17 protein-coding genes are annotated in these 19,484 nt (G+C 40.9%); 15 read left to right on the top strand and 2 right to left on the bottom strand.

Annotation, left to right across the window (positions count from 1 at the left end; translation table 11 throughout):
- Positions 1 to 84: 84 nt before the first annotated feature.
- From RWZ99_RS03680 to nusB, 5 genes are all read left to right on the top strand, one after another.
- The gene (locus tag RWZ99_RS03680) at positions 85 to 1,146 is read left to right on the top strand and encodes a Xaa-Pro peptidase family protein (RefSeq protein WP_314676514.1); all 1,062 of its coding nucleotides are present in this window, start codon (positions 85 to 87) and stop codon (positions 1,144 to 1,146) included.
- A gap of 18 nt (positions 1,147 to 1,164) precedes the next feature.
- Positions 1,165 to 1,620, top strand: a complete 456-nt coding sequence (locus tag RWZ99_RS03685) for a deaminase (RefSeq protein ID WP_314676515.1) — start codon at positions 1,165 to 1,167, stop codon at positions 1,618 to 1,620.
- 112 nt (positions 1,621 to 1,732) lie between these two features.
- Positions 1,733 to 2,293, top strand: coding sequence for an elongation factor P (efp, locus tag RWZ99_RS03690; RefSeq protein ID WP_002891830.1), 561 nt, complete (start codon positions 1,733 to 1,735; stop codon positions 2,291 to 2,293).
- 70 nt (positions 2,294 to 2,363) lie between these two features.
- On the top strand, positions 2,364 to 2,753 hold the full coding sequence (locus tag RWZ99_RS03695) for an Asp23/Gls24 family envelope stress response protein (protein ID WP_003096049.1): 390 nt from the start codon (positions 2,364 to 2,366) through the stop codon (positions 2,751 to 2,753).
- Entirely contained in the window at positions 2,746 to 3,180 is a 435-nt protein-coding gene (nusB, locus tag RWZ99_RS03700) for a transcription antitermination factor NusB (protein ID WP_314676516.1), read from the top strand. Before RWZ99_RS03695 ends, nusB begins: the two co-directional genes overlap by 8 nt.
- A gap of 89 nt (positions 3,181 to 3,269) precedes the next feature.
- Here nusB and RWZ99_RS03705 read toward each other — a convergent pair whose 3' ends face one another.
- Both RWZ99_RS03705 and RWZ99_RS03710 read right to left on the bottom strand, forming a co-directional pair.
- Positions 3,270 to 4,235, bottom strand: a complete 966-nt coding sequence (locus RWZ99_RS03705; RefSeq protein ID WP_314676517.1) for a LacI family DNA-binding transcriptional regulator — start codon at positions 4,233 to 4,235, stop codon at positions 3,270 to 3,272.
- Between the two features lie 8 nt (positions 4,236 to 4,243).
- Positions 4,244 to 5,686: a sucrose-6-phosphate hydrolase gene (locus RWZ99_RS03710; RefSeq protein ID WP_314676518.1), complete on the bottom strand. Its 1,443-nt coding sequence runs from the start codon at positions 5,684 to 5,686 to the stop codon at positions 4,244 to 4,246.
- Between the two features lie 189 nt (positions 5,687 to 5,875).
- On the opposite strand from RWZ99_RS03710, the gene RWZ99_RS03715 reads away from it, so the two are divergent.
- From RWZ99_RS03715 to recG, 10 genes are all read left to right on the top strand, one after another.
- A complete protein-coding gene (locus RWZ99_RS03715; protein WP_314676519.1) occupies positions 5,876 to 7,777 on the top strand; it encodes a sucrose-specific PTS transporter subunit IIBC in 1,902 nt (633 codons plus the stop codon).
- A gap of 183 nt (positions 7,778 to 7,960) precedes the next feature.
- Entirely contained in the window at positions 7,961 to 8,851 is an 891-nt protein-coding gene (scrK, locus tag RWZ99_RS03720) for a fructokinase ScrK (RefSeq protein ID WP_314676520.1), read from the top strand.
- Between the two features lie 68 nt (positions 8,852 to 8,919).
- Positions 8,920 to 9,867, top strand: a complete 948-nt coding sequence (manA, locus tag RWZ99_RS03725) for a mannose-6-phosphate isomerase, class I (RefSeq protein WP_314676523.1) — start codon at positions 8,920 to 8,922, stop codon at positions 9,865 to 9,867.
- 2 nt (positions 9,868 to 9,869) lie between these two features.
- A complete protein-coding gene (locus RWZ99_RS03730) occupies positions 9,870 to 10,214 on the top strand; it encodes a hypothetical protein (RefSeq protein WP_314676524.1) in 345 nt (114 codons plus the stop codon).
- A 182-nt stretch (positions 10,215 to 10,396) separates the two neighbouring features.
- A complete protein-coding gene (secA, locus tag RWZ99_RS03735; protein WP_314676525.1) occupies positions 10,397 to 12,946 on the top strand; it encodes a preprotein translocase subunit SecA in 2,550 nt (849 codons plus the stop codon).
- 23 nt (positions 12,947 to 12,969) lie between these two features.
- On the top strand, positions 12,970 to 14,001 hold the full coding sequence (locus tag RWZ99_RS03740; protein ID WP_314676527.1) for a 3-deoxy-7-phosphoheptulonate synthase: 1,032 nt from the start codon (positions 12,970 to 12,972) through the stop codon (positions 13,999 to 14,001).
- Positions 14,002 to 14,099: 98 nt separating this feature from the next.
- Complete coding sequence (locus RWZ99_RS03745) at positions 14,100 to 15,131, top strand: 3-deoxy-7-phosphoheptulonate synthase (RefSeq protein ID WP_314676528.1); 1,032 nt, start codon at positions 14,100 to 14,102, stop codon at positions 15,129 to 15,131.
- 3 nt (positions 15,132 to 15,134) lie between these two features.
- Positions 15,135 to 15,488, top strand: coding sequence for a holo-ACP synthase (acpS, locus tag RWZ99_RS03750; protein WP_314676529.1), 354 nt, complete (start codon positions 15,135 to 15,137; stop codon positions 15,486 to 15,488).
- Between the two features lie 27 nt (positions 15,489 to 15,515).
- Complete coding sequence (gene alr, locus RWZ99_RS03755) at positions 15,516 to 16,619, top strand: alanine racemase (RefSeq protein ID WP_314676530.1); 1,104 nt, start codon at positions 15,516 to 15,518, stop codon at positions 16,617 to 16,619.
- Positions 16,620 to 16,747: 128 nt separating this feature from the next.
- Complete coding sequence (gene recG, locus RWZ99_RS03760; protein WP_314676531.1) at positions 16,748 to 18,766, top strand: ATP-dependent DNA helicase RecG; 2,019 nt, start codon at positions 16,748 to 16,750, stop codon at positions 18,764 to 18,766.
- Positions 18,767 to 19,484 lie beyond the last annotated feature (718 nt).

Genomic DNA, 19,484 nt, shown 5'->3' on the forward strand with positions numbered 1-19,484 from the left:
AAAACAAGTTAAAGTATCAATTTCATCCTTTAGAATCTGAAAATTTGGTATAATTAACCTAAAATACCAAAGGAGTAATTCATAATGCAACGTAGACTCGAGCGATTTGATGCCAAACTTGCCCAATCAGGACTAGATGCCTTGTTGGTGACAGGACAAAATAATATTTACTATTTAACGGATTTCTGGGGGACAAATGCAACTGTCTTTATCACAAAGAATCGTCGTTTATTTTTAACAGATTCACGTTATATTCTTATTGCCAAACAATCTGTACATGGCTTTGACATTATCGAAAGTAAGGATCCACTAAAAGATATCGTTAAACTTATCGAGGCAGATAAACTTGAGACAATCGGCTTTGACAATCAGGTGTCATTCGCTTATTACCAAGGTCTTCAAGCGATTTTTGAAGGCTATACCTTGTCACCGCAAAGCAACTTCATGGAAGAGTTGCGCATGATTAAGGATGAGAAAGAATTGGCAACTATCCGTAAGGCTTGTTCTATCTCAGATCGTGCCTTTACAGATGTGCTTGATTTTATCAAACCAGGCCAAACAACAGAACTACAAGTGGCCAACTTCCTAGATTTCCGTATGCGTGAGTATGGAGCTTCAGGTATTTCCTTTGAGTCTATCATTGCTTCAGGTTACCGTTCAGCTATGCCTCACGGTGTTGCTTCAGAAAAGGTCATCCAGTCAGGAGAAACTTTGACTATGGACTTTGGTTGTTACTACGATCACTATGTTAGTGATATGACTCGTACTATCCATATTGGTGAAACGACTGACGAGGAGCGTGAAATTTACGATATCGTCTTACGTTCAAATCAAGCTTTGATTGATGCGGCTAAAGCTGGCATGACGCGTCGTGACTATGATAAGGTTGCGCGTGATGTTATTGTTGAAGCGGGGTATGGTGCTCACTTTACACACGGTATTGGACACGGTATCGGTCTTGATATTCATGAGATTCCTTACTTTGGTAATTCTGATGAGACTATCGAAGCTGGTATGGTCTTGACGGATGAACCAGGTATTTATTTGGCTGACAAATACGGTGTTCGTATTGAAGATGATATTATTATTACTGAGAATGGTTGCGAATTGATTACTCTTGCACCTAAGGAATTGATTGTACTCTAAGATTTGGAGGAATACTTTATGCCAAACCGTCTATCTTGGCAAGACTATTTTATGGCTAATGCAGAGCTGATTTCTAAGCGATCTACCTGTGATCGTGCCTTTGTTGGTGCTGTTTTGGTCAAGGACAAGCGTATTATTGCTACAGGTTATAACGGTGGAGTCTCTGAGACAGATAACTGTAATGAAGTAGGTCACTACATGGAAGATGGTCATTGTATTCGTACGGTCCATGCGGAGATGAACGCTCTTATCCAGTGTGCCAAAGAGGGCATTTCGACTAAAAACACAGAAATCTATGTGACGCATTTTCCTTGTATCAACTGCACCAAAGCTCTCCTGCAGGCTGGCATTATTAAGATTACTTATAAGGCTAATTATCGCCCTCACGCCTTTGCGATTGAGTTGATGCAACAAAAGGGAGTCTCTTATGTGCAGCATGATGTACCAGAGGTACACTTGGGAATGGATGATTAGATTCTCCATGGAAAAGCCTAGGGATTAGGTCTGATTCTATAAAACATTTGAGCCATGCTGTCATTTATGGTAAAATAAACTGATAATAATTTTTACAAAGAGGTATTTAATAATGATTGAAGCAAGTAAACTCCGTGCGGGTATGACTTTTGTAACAAATGATGGCAAATTGATCAAAGTTCTTGAAGCTAGCCACCACAAACCTGGTAAAGGTAACACAATCATGCGTATGAAATTGCGTGATGTTCGTTCAGGTTCAACTTTTGACACTAGCTACCGTCCAGAAGAAAAATTTGAACAAGCAATCATCGAAACAGTACCAGCACAATACTTGTACCAAATGGATGATACTGCATACTTCATGAACACTGAAACATATGACCAATATGAAATTCCAGTAGCCAACGTTCAAGAAGAATTGAAATTTATCCTTGAAAACTCAGATGTAAAAATCCAATTCTACGGAACAGAAGTTATCGGTGTGCAAGTACCAACAACTGTTGAATTGACTGTTACTGAAACACAACCATCAATCAAAGGTGCAACAGTTACAGGTTCAGGTAAACCTGCAACACTTGAAACTGGTCTTGTGGTTAACGTTCCAGACTTTATCGAAGCTGGTCAAAAATTGGTTATCAACACAGCTGAAGGTACTTACGTATCACGTGCCTAAGCCTAATTAAGTCTTTCAAACTACTGGTTTGAAAGCTTTATTTTCCAAACTAACGGAAAGGAAATATGCGATGACTACAGAAAATATCGGTGAAATCGTAATTGCCCCTCGTGTTCTTGAAGTGATTACTGGTATCGCTGCAACTAAAGTGGACGGTGTTTACGCCCTTCAAAACAAAAACGTTACGGATAGTCTCAGCAAAACAAGCTTGGGACGTGGTGTTTATCTCCAAACTGAGGAAGATGGTACAGTAAACGCTGACATCTACGTTTCTCTTCAGTATGGTGTTAATGTGCCTGCGGTTTCAATTGAAATTCAAAAAGCTGTTAAAGCAGCTGTCTATGATATGGCCGAAGTGTCAATTTCAGAAGTAAATGTTCACGTTGAATCTATTGTCACTGAAAAGTCACAAAAACCAGACTTGGCTGAATTGTTTAACGAGGATTTTTTGAATGACTAATATCTTTAAAGATTCACGTCGTGACCTTCGTGAGCGTGCTTTTCAAACCTTGTTTGCCCTTGAGTTTGATGGCGAAGCTTTAGAGCAAGCACATTTTGCTTACACTTATGACAAGCCAATTGGTGAAGAAACAGAAGTTGATGTACCAGCTTTTCTCCTTAGCCTAGTAACAGGTGTTCGTGAAGAGTTGTCTCAACTGGATAGTCAAATTGAAGAAAAATTGAAAGAAGGTTGGAGTCTCTCGCGTTTGATTGTGACAGACCGTACCCTCCTTCGTTTGGGGCTTTATGAAATCACGTCTTTTGAAGAGACACCAGGACGTGTGGCTATCAATGAAATTATTGAAATTGCTAAAAAATATTCTGATGAAACATCTGCTAAGTTCATTAATGGTGTTCTTAGTCAGTTCGTGACAGACGAAGCATAAGAAAAAGAAGTTGAGCGTTGTTTCAACTTCTTTTTTTGATAAGTAAGCTCAACAAAAAGTCGCAAGCGGAGATTTCTTGCGACTTTTACTTATATACTGCCACCAGAAATCAAATTTACTGGTAGCACATAATCACGATTGACTCTTTCGCCTTTGATTTTCTTCAAAAGAATTTCGACACACAGTTTAGCAATTTCATCCAAAGGCTGTTGGATGGTTGCTAGCTCTGGATAGAAGTGTCGGATAAAGGCAGTACCGTCGTAACCGATGATTTTTAGGTCATCTGGGATGGAAAGTTCTAGCTGTCTAGCCACTTTCATAACTAGGATAGCTGTTAAATCATCTGAGACAAAGATACCATCTGGTTTTTCACGAGAAATAATAGATTTTATTTCCAATTCTCGTCGCATAAGAGACAGACCGTTTGGAACAGGGCAGATAATACCGTGTTTATCCAATTCGTAATTGAAACCAAGTTGACGGAGTCCTGTTGGAGAATCTGAATTATCATAACCTGTAATCATGACAATACGCTGGCAGTCAGCCTTGACCAAGGCTTTTGCGGCTAATTTTCCACCTTCAAAGTTGTCAGACGAGACGATAGGAATTTTTGGAGCGAGATTACGGTCGAAGGCGATGATAGGAGCTTCAACTTTCTCATAATCTTCAATCCCTAGATTGTGGGAAGACGAGATAATGCCATCACATTGGTTGGCGGCAAGCATTTCCAAGTATTCCTTTTCCTTGTTAGGATCGTGCTCACTGTTACAAATGATGGTTTTATAACCCTGCTTAAAAAGTTCATCCTCAAGGCGTTCAATAAGTTCAGCATAAAACATATTGGAGATGTTTGGGAAAATCAAACCAACGAGCTTTGCCGACTTGCCTTGGAGGCCTCGAGCCAAATTATTAGGCTTGTAATTTAGCTCCTGCATGGCAGCTTGCACTTTGTCAATGGTCTTTTGTGAGAGGTAGCCCTTTCTGTTTATGACGCGAGAAACTGTGGTTGGGCTTACACCAGCAAGTTCGGCAACGTCAGTAAGCTTTGCGACCATAGTTCACCTTAGTATTTTAAGTCGAAGTAATGTCCAGAGACGTTTCCTGATGTTACTTTGATACCAGTTTGTTCTGCACTTGGGAAGACGCGACTAGTGAAGACTTTCTCACCTTTGTTGAAGAAAATTTCAACGATTGAGTTATCTACAAAGATATTAGCTGTTGTAGCTTGACCGGCATCAAGAGTGCATTCACGACTTGTTCCAAAGTCAGTAGCATATTGTTCACCAGCTTTAGAACGGTCAAGGATAACTTTTCCGTTTTCAGTATCAACTGTAAGTGACAAGCCATTTCCTTCTTGGTCTGCGAAGAGGACAAGTTCTGTTTGAGTGTTAGCTTCAAAGTTAAGTTCAAGCTCATAAGTGTTAGTTGTTGCCGTTTTTTCAGAGAAATCTTCTTGGCTAGCACGTAAGCTTGTAATAGCTTCTACTGGGTATTGGAAGAGTTTCCCATCTTTGATAGATAATTCTTTAACCAAGCTCATAGCACCTTGGTAGTCGTATTTGTCAGTTGGATAGTCCACGTCTGGGAGACCAATCCAGCTAACAATAAGGGCACGACCATCAGGAGTGTTAAATCCTTGAGTAGCATAAGCTTCGAATCCGTAGTCCAAGTTGATGATTGGTGTGCCATCAATAAGGGCAGGTTTCTCAGGATCAAAATCTTGGAAAATCTTATAAGTGTTAGGATAAATATTGCCATAGTCAAGTTCAGCTTTATCAAGACCTTGTGGGCTATAAAGAAGAACAGGTTTGCCATCTACAAAGACAAGATTTGGACACTCAATCATGTATTCTGAGCCAGTACCACCAAAGTCCAGGTCTCCAACTTCAACCCAGTTTTCGACATCATTATCAACTGCTTTGTAAAGTTTGATAAATCCTTGTTTATCATGGTTTTGAGCACCTACGATAGCGTAAAATTGTCCCTTGTAATCGAAAATTTGAGGGTCACGGAAGTGCTCAGTAGCGTCAGCAGGTTGTTTGATAAGAACCTTGTCGAATTTTTCGATTTTGCCGTCTTTATCCATCCAAGCACCGATTTGACGTGGGTCACGAACCCAGTTTTCATCACGAACGTTCCCAGTATAGAAGATAAAGAGCTTATCACCGATTTGATAAGCAGAACCTGAATAGGCCCCATGACTATCATTTTCATGATCTGGCAAGAGTTTGACACCGGTTTCTGTAAAGTGAACCAAATCTTTAGATTCAGTATGCACCCATTGTTTCAAACCATGAGCGGCTCCAAATGGCCAACTTTGGTAGAAAAGTTGGAACTTACCATTAAAGTAAGAAAAACCGTTTGGGTCATTTAGAAGTCCTGTTTCTGGTTCAATATGGTAGCTTGCACGCCAAGGTGATTTGGCAACATTTTCTTTAATCTTTGTTTTTTCTTCGTCTGTCCAATCTGTGTATGGACGGTAACGAACTTCTGTTGGTAGATTCATATTTAGTAATCTCCTAATCTATTTGTTAGTAATATAGTAAACGTTTTACCTAGAAAAATCAACGATTTATGATAAAAAATAAAAAAATTATGCTAAACGGTTGACATATGACAGAAAGATGCTAAAATAAATATCGTAAAGAACAGCAAAACGCTTTCAAAAACAATTTTATTAAGGAGAATTTTGCAAATGGATAACAAACAAATTGCAAAAGAAGTCATCGAAGCCCTCGGTGGACGTGAAAACGTCAACAGTGTTGCTCACTGTGCGACTCGTCTACGTGTTATGGTTAAAGATGAAAACAAAATCAATAAGGAAAAAGCTGAGAACATTGAAAAAGTTCAAGGTGCTTTCTTTAACTCAGGTCAATACCAAATGATTTTTGGTACAGGTACTGTTAACAAGATTTACGACGAAGTCGTTGCTCAAGGTCTCCCAACAGCATCTAAAGACGAACAAAAAGCAGAAGCTGCTAAACAAGGGAACTGGTTCCAACGTGCTATCCGTTCATTTGGTGACGTTTTCGTTCCATTGCTTCCAGCTATCGTAGCGACTGGTCTTTTCATGGGTATCCGTGGAGCCATCAATAACGATACAGTTCTTGGTTTGTTCGGTACAACCTCTGAAGCTTTCCAAGCGTCAAACTTTTATACATACACAGTTGTATTAACAGATACAGCCTTCGCCTACTTCCCAGCCTTGATTTGTTGGTCAGCCTTTAACGTCTTTGGTGGTTCACCACTTCTTGGTTTGGTACTTGGTTTGATGATGGTTAACACCGCTCTTCCAAATGCTTGGGATGTTGCATCAGGTGCTGCAAAACCAATTTACTTCTTTGGATTTATTCCAGTAGTTGGTTACCAAAACTCAGTCCTTCCAGCCTTCTTCGTAGGTTTGATTGGTGCTAAGTTTGAACAATGGGTTCGTAAATGGGTTCCAGATGTCCTTGACCTTCTCTTGCGTCCACTGATCGTCTTTGCTGTAATGTCAGTCTTGGCTCTCTTTGTCATCGGACCTGTCTTCCACACAATTGAGAACTACGTACTTGCTGGTACAGAGTGGATTCTTGCCTTGCCATTTGGTCTTGCAGGTCTTGTTCTTGGTGGTGTTCACCAGGTTATCGTCGTTACAGGGGTTCACCACGTCTTCAACTTGCTTGAAGCTAACCTTATTTCTAATACAGGTAAAGACCCACTTAACGCTATCATCACAGCTGCGATGACTGCTCAAGCTGGTGCAACACTTGCAGTTGGTGTTAAAACTAAAGACTCTAAGTTGAAAGCTCTCGCTTTCCCTGCAACTCTTTCAGCGGTACTTGGTATCACTGAACCAGCCATCTTCGGAGTTAACCTTCGTTTCGGTAAACCATTTATCATGGGTCTTGTCGCAGGTGCTGCCGGCGGTTGGTTGGCATCAATCCTTAACCTTGCTGGTACAGGATTTGGTGTAACAATCGTTCCTGGTATTCTTCTTTACCTAAACGGTCAAGTATTTAAGTATGTAATGATGGTACTTGTTACCCTTGCTCTTGGTTTCGTTCTTACTTGGCTCTTCGGATACAAAGAGGAAGAGGTTGAAGCTCAAACAGAAGTTGTTGCTGAAGATATCGCCTCAGCAGCTTCAACTCCAGTTGCATTGCAAGCTGAAACAATTGCTGCACCACTTAAAGGTGAAGTTGTAGCTTTGGAAAATGTCAATGACCCAGTCTTCTCATCAGGAGCTATGGGTAAAGGTGCGGCTATCAAACCTTCAGGTAACCAAGTGGTTGCACCATTTGATGGTGAAGTGCAAATCGCCTTCCCAACAGGTCACGCTTACGGCCTTAAATCTGATAAAGGTGCTGAAGTGCTTATCCACATCGGTATCGACACTGTCTCACTTGACGGTAAAGGGTTTGATGCTAAAGTTCAAGCAAATCAACGTGTTAAAAAAGGTGATGTCTTGGCTACCTTCGATAGCTCAGTTATCACAGGTGCAGGACTTGACGATACAACTATGGTTATCGTTACAAACACTGCAGACTTCGAAGATGTTTCATCAGTAGCAACTGGATCAGTTGCTGAAGGTGCAGACTTCATCGCAGTTAAATAATAAGCTAGAAAAGTCGAAGCTGTTTCGGCTTTTTTAGTTGAATGTTTTATAAAGAAGAGTGATATGAAGTCAAATCTGAGGCACCTTAAATATGCTTTTATTTAGATTGTCTTTTATCTTGCTTTTCTTTATAATAGTAATAAGATAGTTATTTATTGATCATAAAAGGAGATAGCTTTACATATGGCTAAACTATACGGAAGCTTGGAAGCCGGTGGTACAAAGTTTGTTTGTGCTGTTGGTGATGAGAAATTCCAAGTCATTGAAAAAACTCAATTCCCAACAACAACACCATACGAAACAATTGATCGTACGATTGAATTTTTCAAACGTTATGAAGATCAGTTGGCAGGAATCGCTATTGGTTCATTTGGACCGATTGATGTGGATCCAAATTCAGAAACATATGGCTTTGTAACTTCAACGCCAAAACCACATTGGTCAAACATCGACCTTCTTGGTTTAATTGCTAAGGAATTTAATGTTCCTTTCTATTTTACGACTGATGTGAATTCATCTGCTTATGGTGAGGCACTTGTTCGTAAAGGTGTTAAGAGTCTTGTTTATTACACTATCGGAACTGGTATCGGTGCTGGTGCTATTCAAAATGGAGAATTCATTGGTGGTGTAGGTCATACTGAGGCGGGACACGTTTATGTACCACTTCACCCAAATGATGTTGCCAATGAATTTAACGGAACGTGTCCCTTCCACCGCGGCTGTTTGGAAGGTTTGGCTGCTGGTCCATCACTTGAAGCTCGTACAGGTATTCGTGGCGAATTGATTGAGCAACACTCTGAGGTTTGGGATGTTCAAGCTTACTACATTGCTCAAGCTGCTGTCCAAGCAACTGTGCTCTACCGTCCAGAGGTTATCGTCTTTGGGGGTGGTGTTATGGGACAAGAACACATGCTTCGCCGTGTCCGTGAAAAATTCACAGCTCTGTTGAATGGTTACCTTCCAGTGCCAGACGTGACTGAGTATATTGTGACACCTGCTGTTTCAGGTAATGGCTCTGCGACACTTGGTAACTTTGCACTTGCCAAAGATGTAGCTGACAAACACTCACGCTAATAACCCAAATATGTAAAATCGCTTTAAGACATGGTCTTAAGGCGTTTTGCTCTATACAGGAGGATGTAATGGAACCTTTATTTTTAGATTCGCCGATGCATGAAAAAATATGGGGAGGTAATCGACTTAAGACAGAGTTTGGTTATGATATTCCTAGTGAACATACTGGCGAATACTGGGCAATCTCTGCCCATCCTAATGGTGTATCTTACGTCAAGAACGGGAAATATGCTGGTTTTCATCTAGCAGAACTTTACAAAGATAAACCAGAACTTTTTGGACATCCAAAGGCGAGTGTATTTCCTTTGTTGACCAAGATTTTGGATGCTAATGATTGGTTGTCGGTGCAGGTCCACCCAGACGACGCCTATGGTATGGAGCATGAAGGTGAACTAGGAAAGACGGAGTGTTGGTATATTATTGACGCCGAAGAGGGTGCCGAAATTATCTATGGCCACAAGGCTCAAACCAAGGAAGAGCTGTCAGCCTTAATTGCAGCGGGTGATTGGGATGGGCTTTTGTCGAAAACGCCTGTAAAAAAAGGTGACTTTTTCTTTGTCCCAAGCGGAACCATGCATGCTATTGGTCCAGGCATCCTTATTCTAGAAACACAACAGTCTAGCGATACCACTTATCGTGTATATGATTTTGATCGTAGAGATGCTCAAGGCAATCAACGTGAGCTTCATATCCAACAGTCTCTTGATGTTCTGAATATTGGGGAGCCCCAAAATAGTGTTCCATCAACTGTTAAGACCATGCAGTTTGAGACAACTTGTTTGACATCAAACGCCTTTTTCACAGTCTACAAATGGAAATTCAGTGGATTAGTTGACTTCAAGCAATCAGCTCCTTATTTGCTCTGTTCAGTGCTTTCTGGTAATGGGACTTTGACTGTCGATTCACGCATTTATTGTCTAAAAAAAGGTGATCACTTCCTTCTTCCAAATAATGTTATAGATTGGGAAATTGATGGACAATTGGAGATGATTGTCAGTCACCCTAACGAGGCTTAAGTATGAGTAATGAAAAAGCGTTATCAGCTCTTTTTGAGCGTGTCGAAATTGGGAGATCCTACTATTTTGAAGGGGCTTACTATCGTTTGAAAGACTATGGAGACCACATTTATGGTTTGCAACGGGCAATTCCTGGTATGTGTGGTGAAAAGACAGCCTCTCCTAGTATCAAATTTTACTGGAAAAATGGTGTCCTGGAATACGAATTTTATGTGGATTTTGAGGCCAGTCCTATGATCATGAAGGCTTATAGCAGTAGTGATAGAGCTTTCTTTGAACAGGCCTTTGAAAATCTTTTACATGACTTTGAGGATCTCTTAGAGAATCAAGAAATCTCTGAGAAATAGCCTTAAAGTGTTATTGTCGCTATTTTCAGTGAATCTAATAAAAAAGTTTTAGTTTATTTGCTAATCCGTTGTGAAAGCCTTTAAACTGGGGCTTTTTTCTTTGTTAATCCTTGTGTGATTTCTTGTTTAAAGGGGGCATTTGTGGTAAAATATGGAGATAAAGACTGTCGAAAGGAAAAAAGATGGCAAATATATTACGCAAAATCATTGAAAATGATAAAGGCGAAATTAAAAGACTAGAAAAAACTGCCAAGAAAGTTGAGAGCTATGCTGATGCAATGGCGGCTCTTTCAGATGAAGAACTTCAGGCAAAAACAGAAGAATTTAAACAACGATATCAAAACGGAGAAAGCCTAGATCAACTCTTGCCAGAGGCATTCGCGGTTGTTCGTGAAGGAGCGAAACGTGTCCTTGGACTTTCCCCATATCGTGTGCAAATTATGGGTGGTATTGTGCTTCACCATGGTGACGTACCAGAGATGCGTACAGGGGAAGGGAAAACCCTGACTGCGACAATGCCTGTCTACTTGAATGCTCTTTCAGGTGAAGGGGTACACGTTATCACCGTTAACGAATACCTTTCAGAGCGTGATGCGACTGAAATGGGTGAGCTTTATAGTTGGCTCGGTTTGTCAGTAGGGATCAACCTTTCAGCCAAATCACCAGCTGAAAAACGTGAAGCTTATAACTGTGACATCACTTACTCAACCAACTCAGAGGTAGGTTTCGACTATCTTCGTGATAACATGGTTGTTCGTAAGGAAAACATGGTACAACGTCCATTGAACTATGCCTTGGTCGATGAGGTTGACTCGGTTCTTATTGATGAGGCCCGTACACCATTGATCGTATCAGGCCCTGTAAGTTCAGAAACTAATCAGTTATATCACCGTGCGGATGCTTTTGTTAAGACATTAACAGAAGATGATTATGCGATTGATATTCCAACAAAAACAATTGGTTTGAATGACTCAGGTATTGACAAGGCTGAAGACTTCTTTAACTTGGAAAATTTGTACGATATTGACAATGTTGCCTTGACTCACTATATTGACAATGCCCTTCGTGCCAACTACATTATGTTGCATGATATTGACTATGTGGTAAGTCCTGAGCAAGAAATCCTTATCGTTGACCAATTTACTGGTCGTACTATGGAAGGTCGTCGTTTCTCAGATGGACTCCACCAAGCCATCGAGGCTAAAGAAGGTGTACCAGTCCAAGAGGAAACCAAGACTTCTGCCTCAATCACTTACCAAAATATGTTCCGTATGTACAAGAAATTATCAGGTATGACGGGTACTGGTAAGACCGAGGAAGATGAATTCCGTGAAATATATAACATGCGAATCATCCCAATTCCAACAAACCGTCCAATTCAACGTATTGACCATGACGACCTTCTTTACCCAACCTTGGATGCTAAATTCCGTGCTGTGGTACAAGATGTTAAGCGTCGTTATGAGAAGGGGCAACCAGTCCTTGTTGGTACGGTTGCCGTTGAAACATCTGACTTAATTTCTAAGATGTTGGTTGACGCAGGTATTCCTCACGAAGTGCTTAATGCCAAGAACCACGAAAAAGAAGCGCATATTATCATGAATGCAGGTCAACGTGGTGCTGTTACGATTGCGACCAACATGGCCGGTCGTGGTACTGACATCAAACTTGGTGAAGGTGTTCTTGAGCTTGGTGGACTTTGTGTCATTGGTACAGAGCGTCATGAAAGTCGTCGTATCGATAACCAGTTGCGTGGTCGTGCGGGACGTCAAGGGGATCCAGGGGAATCTCAATTCTACCTGTCTCTTGAAGACGAATTGATGCGTCGTTTCGGTTCTGACCGTATCAAGCATGTCTTGGAACGTTTGAACGCTGATGACGAAGATATTGTTATCAAATCACGTATGTTGACCCGTCAAGTGGAATCAGCTCAAAAACGTGTCGAAGGGAATAACTACGATACTCGTAAACAAGTCCTTCAGTACGATGACGTTATGCGTGAACAACGTGAAATCATCTACGCAGAGCGTTATGATGTTATCACAGCAGAACGTGACCTTGAACCTGAAATCAAGGCTATGATTAAACGTACTATTAACCGTACGGTTGATGGGCACAGTCGCAACGATCAAGAAGAAGCTCTTAAAGGTATCTTGAACTTTGCACGTCAGGCCTTGGTTCCTGAGAATGCCATCTCACTTGAAGATCTAAAAGAAGTGGGAGAGGTGACAAAACGTAGTGTTAATTATGATGCTATCAAGGTTTATCTGACTGAGTTAGCAGACGACGTTTATGATCGTCAAATCAAGAAGTTGCGTTCAGAGGAAGCTATCCGCGAATTCCAAAAAGTCTTGATTTTGATGGTTGTTGATAATAAGTGGACAGACCACATTGATGCCCTTGATCAATTACGTAACGCTGTTGGTTTGCGTGGTTATGCGCAAAACAACCCAATCGTTGAGTATCAATCTGAAGGTTTCAAGATGTTCCAAGATATGATTGGTGCTATTGAGTATGATGTAACTCGTACGATGATGAAAGCACAAATCCACGAACAATCTCGTGAACATGTTAATGAACGCGTTTCAACAACAGCAACAGGTAATATTCAAGCACATCAAGCAGATGCTAACGGTCAAGAGATTGACTTTAGCAAGGTTGGTCGTAATGACTTCTGTCCATGTGGCTCTGGTAAGAAATTTAAAAATTGTCACGGTCGTAAACAGTTTTAGACAAATAGAAATAGGTAATTATTATGGTTTTTAAAGCAGTAAGTAAAAAAATTGATTTTGATGCAGTCAAAGAATCAACTACATTGACAGGAGAAGCCCTTGCCAAGAAGCAAGCTCGTGATAAAGAGCTTGAGGCAATCATCAAGGGTGAAGATGACCGTACGCTTTTGGTGATTGGTCCATGTTCATCTGATAATGAGGAGGCAGTTCTTGATTATGCACACCGTTTGGCTAAACTTCAAGAAGAAGTAAAAGATAAAGTCTTTATGGTTATGCGTGTTTATACTGCTAAACCTCGTACAAATGGTGATGGGTATAAAGGGCTTGTGCATCAGCCTAATGCTGAAGGAAAACCAAACCTAATCAACGGTATCAAAGCCGTACGTAATCTTCACTACCGTGTTATCACAGAAACTGGTATCACAACTGCTGACGAAATGCTTTACCCTGAAAACCTTCCTTTGGTAGATGACCTTGTGTCATACATTGCTATCGGTGCTCGTTCTGTAGAAGACCAACAACACCGTTTTGTTGCGTCAGGTATTGATGTACCAACTGGTATGAAAAATCCAACATCAGGGAACCTTAATGTGATGTTTAATGGTATCTATGCTGCGCAATCTAAACAAAATTTCCTCTATAATGGTGAGGAAGTTAAGACATCTGGAAATCCGTTGGCACACGTTATCCTTCGTGGATCAACAAATGAATACGGAAAGAATATTCCTAATTTCTACTATGATGATGTCCTTGATACTATTGACACCTACGAAAAGATGGGACTTCAAAATCCATTTATCGTGATTGATACGAACCACGATAATTCTGGTAAACGTTACTTGGAGCAAGTCCGTATTGTACGTCAGACCTTGATTAACCGTGATTGGAATGAAAAAATCAATAAGGTTGCTCGTGGCTTTATGATTGAGTCTTATCTTGAAGATGGTCGTCAGGATACACCAGAAGTTTATGGAAAATCAATTACTGATCCATGTCTTGGTTGGGATAATACTGAGCAATTGATTCGTGAAATTCACACAACACTTTCAAAATAATTATTTGAAACACAGTCTGAATGTAAAGATTTGAGCCGTTTTGGGATTTTCCAAACGGCTCGACTCTTTACCCAAAATAGGAAGTAGAGAATAGGGAAATGGGAATTCATAAAATTAGTTCACTAATTAAGGCAACAGAAGTAAGAAAAGCACATGCTCTTACAGGAGATGACTTGGCGAAAAAACAAGCTAATGATAGTACCTTAGCTAAGATAATTAAAGGTGAAGATGATCGTCTTCTCTTAGTTGTTGGACCATGTTCGTCAGATAATGAAGAAGCAGTACTTGACTATGCTCATCGCTTGTCTAAGTTGCAAGAGGAAGTCAAGGATAAGATTTTCATTGTTATGCGTGTTTATACGGCTAAACCACGCACAAATGGTGATGGTTATAAAGGACTTGTTCACCAACCTGATGCTGAAGGAGCTACTGATCTTATAACAGGTATCAAGGCAGTGCGTCGTCTACAGTCTCGCATTATTAGGGAAACCGGACTTCCGCTTGCTGATGAGATGCTATATCCGACAAATCTGGTCTATTTTGAAGATTTATTAAGTTATCATGCTATTGGTGCTCGATCAGTTGAGGATCAAGAACATCGTTTTGTGGCTTCAGGGCTTGATGTTCCAACGGGCTTGAAAAATCCAACTTCAGGCAATCTTAATGTCATGTTCAATGGTATCTATGCTGCTCACAATAAGCAAGAGTTTATCTACAATAGCCATGAAGTGCAAACAGACGGTAATCCGTTAGCACATGCTATTTTACGTGGTTCTAGTAACGAATATGGTCAAAACGAGGTCAACTACCACTACGAGGACTTGGTTAAGGCTTTGGATAAATATAGTGAATTTGGTTTAGAAAACCCATTTATTCTTGTTGATACAAACCATGATAACTCTGGTAAAAACTTTATGGAGCAAATCCGAATTGTGCGTGAAGTTCTTCTTAACCGTGAGTGGGATAAGCGTATTGCAGATACTGTACGTGGCTTTATGATTGAATCTTATCTTGAAGATGGTCGTCAAGATACACCTGAAGTTTATGGAAAATCAATCACAGATCCATGTCTCGGTTGGGAAAAAACGGATAGCCTTATTCGTGAAATCCATGCTACTCTTTCAAAATAGTTTATGATTTTTGGACATGGTATAGACTTGCAGGAAATTTCAGCAGTTAAAAAGGCCTATGACCGAAACCCTCGTTTTGCAAAGAAAGTACTGACAGCAAAAGAATGGGAGCGTTTCGAGTCCCTTTCTGGAAATCGTCAGATGTCATTCCTGGCAGGGCGTTGGGCCGGTAAGGAAGCTTTTTCAAAGGCCTGGGGTACTGGAATCGGAGCAGTTGGTTTTAAGGATATTGAAATTCTAAACAATGACAAGGGAGCCCCCGTGGTGACTCAGTCGCCTTTTGAAGGAAATGTCTTTATCTCTATTTCTCATAGTGGTGATTTTGTCCAGGCAAGTGTCATTTTAGAAAAAAACTAAGAGATAGGTGTTGGAAGAGGATAGCTTATGATATCGAGTTTACATCGACCAACCTTGGCAAAGGTTGATCTATCAGCAATTTCAGAAAATATTGAACAAGTGGTTAGTCATATTCCTAAACAGGTGCAGACTTTTGCAGTTGTGAAGGCCAATGCTTATGGTCATGGCGCTGTTGAAGTGGCCAAGCATGTGTCTAAGCAGGTGGATGGTTTTTGTGTTTCCAACCTAGACGAGGCGCTTGAACTTCGTCAAGCTGGCTTAGAGCAACCGATACTTATTTTGGGAGTAGTCTTGCCAGATGTGGTTCCCTTGGCTATTCATGAAAACATTAGTCTGACGGTGGCTTCGCTTGAGTGGTTGGCACTGGTTCAGAAACAAGGGCTTGATTTGACAGGTTTGACCTGCCATATTAAGGTTGATTCAGGTATGGGTCGCATTGGGGTACGTAGCCTAGAGGACGCAGATAACTTGATTGCTGGTCTGAAGGTTCTTGGTGCCGATGTCGAAGGTATTTTTACTCATTTTGCAACAGCTGATGAAGCAGATGATAGTAAATTTAAGCGTCAATTATCTTTCTTCACCGATTTGGTGGATAACTTGACTGATAGACCTCGCTTGGTGCACGCTAGCAACTCAGCGACAAGTATTTGGCATGCAGAAACCGTCTTTAATGCGGTACGTCTGGGTGTCGTCATCTATGGTCTCAATCCTAGTGGCAGTGTTTTGGAACTTCCCTATAATATTCAACCTGCTCTAAGTTTAGAGACAGCTCTTATCCATGTTAAGACCCTTCCAGCTGCTCAAGATGTGGGTTACGGTGCAACCTATACAACTAGGACTGAAGAAGTTATTGGAACGCTTCCGATCGGCTATGCGGATGGTTGGACCAGAGATTTACAAGGTTTCCACGTTATTGTGGATGGACAGTTTTGTCCTATTGTTGGGCGTGTGTCTATGGACCAGATCACCGTTCGCCTTCCTAAGGTATATCCACTGGGAACTCCGGTTACGCTTATAGGTGAAAAGGGGGAAGCAAGGATTACTGCGACAGAGGTAGCTGAAAAGCGTGGTACAATCAACTATGAGGTCCTTTGTTTACTTAGTGACCGTGTACCTCGTAGCTATGACTAATATAAAAAAAGAGATCCAGTTTGATACTGGATTTTTTGATTTTAGGGAAGATCCTTTCCATGTGTTATAATAGCTGATAAGGCTTCCTCTTTCAGGAGGAACAGAACTCGATAGAAATGATATAGAATATGATTCAATTAGATTCACCAATAGCGGATTTGAAGGGCTTTGGTCCTAAGTCCGCTGAAAAATTCACCAAATTAGATTTACACACAGTTGGGGACCTCTTGCTTTATTTTCCTTTCCGATATGAAGATTTTAAGAGTAAGTCCATCTTTGAACTGATGGATGGAGAAAAGGCCGTCATTACGGGAACAGTGGTGACGCCTGCCAATGTGCAGTATTATGGCTTTAAACGTAATCGTCTTAGCTTTAAAATCAAACAAGGGGAGGCAGTGATTGCCATTAGTTTCTTCAACCAGCCTTATCTTGTGGACAAGATTGAGATGGGGGCAGAAGTGGCTATCTTTGGCAAGTGGGACCAGAAGAAGTCTGCAGTGACTGGGGTGAAAGTCTTAGCTCAAGTTGAGGACGATATGCAGCCAGTCTACCATGTGGCTCAGGGCGTTAGTCAGGCCCAGCTAATAAAGGCTATAAAGGCAGCCTTTGATAGTGGGGCCCTTAATTTGTTGGAGGAAAGTCTCCCCCAGGTGCTGATGGACAAGTATCGTCTCATGGGGCGTCAAGAGGCTGTGCGTGCCATGCATTTTCCGAGAGATTTGGCTGAATATAAGCAGGCCCTACGACGAACAAAGTTTGAGGAACTTTTTTATTTCCAGATGAATTTACAGGTGCTAAAGGCTGAGAATAAGTCAGAAACCAATGGGCTAGCGATTTCTTACCATGAAGCCAAAATCAAAGCCAAAATTGCAGAATTACCATTTCCCTTAACAGAAGCCCAACAACGCAGTTTATCAGAGATCCTAGCTGATATGAAATCTGGGGCTCATATGAACCGTCTCTTGCAAGGAGATGTGGGTTCAGGGAAAACAGTTATCGCTAGCCTTGCCATGTATGGGGCCTATACGGCAGGATTGCAGTCTGCCCTTATGGTACCGACGGAAATCTTAGCAGAACAACATTATCAGAGCTTGCAGGGACTTTTTCCTGAGCTAGAGGTAGTCCTCTTAACTTCTGGGATGAAGGCGGCAGATAAGAAAGTAGCTCTTTCCAAAATTGAATCTGGGGAGGCTCAGATGATTGTAGGGACTCACTCACTGATTCAGGATGCGGTGACTTATCATAAACTTGGCTTGGTGATTACTGATGAACAGCACCGATTCGGAGTTAATCAACGTCGTATTTTTCGCGAGAAGGGGGACAATCCTGATGTCCTCATGATGACAGCGACACCCATCCCTAGGACCTTGGCGATTACTGCCTTTGGGGAAATGGATGTCTCAATTATTGATCAGATGCCGGCTGGACGTAAGCCCATTATTACCCGCTGGGTTAAACATGAGCAACTAGACACCGTATTGACTTGGATTAAGGGAGAACTAGAAAAAGATGCTCAGGTTTATTTTATTTCTCCTTTGATTGAAGAGTCTGAGGCTCTTGATTTGAAAAATGCTGTTGCCCTTCATCAGGAACTCACAGAGTTCTTTGGAGATTCAGCTAGGGTGGCTTTGATGCATGGTCGGATGAAAAATGATGAAAAAGACCAAATTATGCAGGACTTTAAGAACAAAAAATCTCAGATTTTAGTATCAACCACAGTTATCGAAGTGGGAGTTAACGTACCTAATGCTACGGTTATGGTCATTATGGATGCGGATCGTTTTGGACTTAGCCAGCTTCACCAGCTTCGAGGCCGTGTAGGTCGTGGCGACAAGCAGTCTTACTGTGTATTGGTGGCTAATCCTAAAAATGATACCGGTAAAAAACGCATGCAGGCTATGTGTGAGACTACAGATGGTTTTGTTCTAGCAGAAGAGGACCTTAAAATGCGTGGCTCAGGAGAGATTTTCGGGACACGGCAGTCAGGTATTCCCGAATTTCAGGTGGCTGATATTGTGGAAGACTATAATATCCTAGAAGAAGCAAGGCGTGTGGCTAGTCAAATTGTATCTAATCCTAACTGGCGTGAAAATCCTACTTGGCAGGTGCTAGAAGCTCATTTGAGAAACCAAGGTGAGTTTGACTGAGGAGGAAACCAATGAAAAAGAAATGGTTAAAACTCGATTTTTTTGCTATCTTCCATCCCTTCTTTCTTATGATGATAGCTCTTATATTTTATCCATGATATAAACACAAAATCTCTCAGTGAACTCACTGAGAGGTTTAAGTTTCCTTCAAGCTTATTACAAGCTTTCTTTAAGTTAGAGTTCCTATAATAAAACCATCAAAACGAGATAGGTTTTGATAATAAAACGTTTTGGCTAGGCCAAACCATTCCTAAAAAGGAGGCAACAACAATGACAGTAAAAATTAAAGTAACCTACAACCCAAATTTCCAGAAGCGTCCTCAAGACTTTAAGGTTTATCAAAACTAATATTGATGCTAGGAAGAGGCTAAATTTACCCATATTCTACAAGTTTCATCCCTCATTTTCCAAAATCCCTTTTCCCTTTTTTTCATAACGTAGAATCCCTCTTCTTAAAGTCATAACAAGTCTAGACGGAAGAATGACCAGTCTAGGTGATTAACATAAGTAAGGTAACCAGTTGAGATTTTCTTAACTGGTTTTTCTGTTTTTTTGAATTTTAGATAAAAATATCGAAGAACGATAATAACTTTTCGATAAGGAAATACTTATCATGAAAACACTGATATAAACACAAAACCTCTCAGTGAACTCACTGAGAGGTTTAAGTTTCCTTCAAGCTTATTACAAGCTTTCTTTAAGTTAGAGTTCCTATAAT

The sequence above is a fragment of the uncultured Streptococcus sp. genome (genome assembly GCF_963545685.1).
Lineage (GTDB): Bacteria > Bacillota > Bacilli > Lactobacillales > Streptococcaceae > Streptococcus.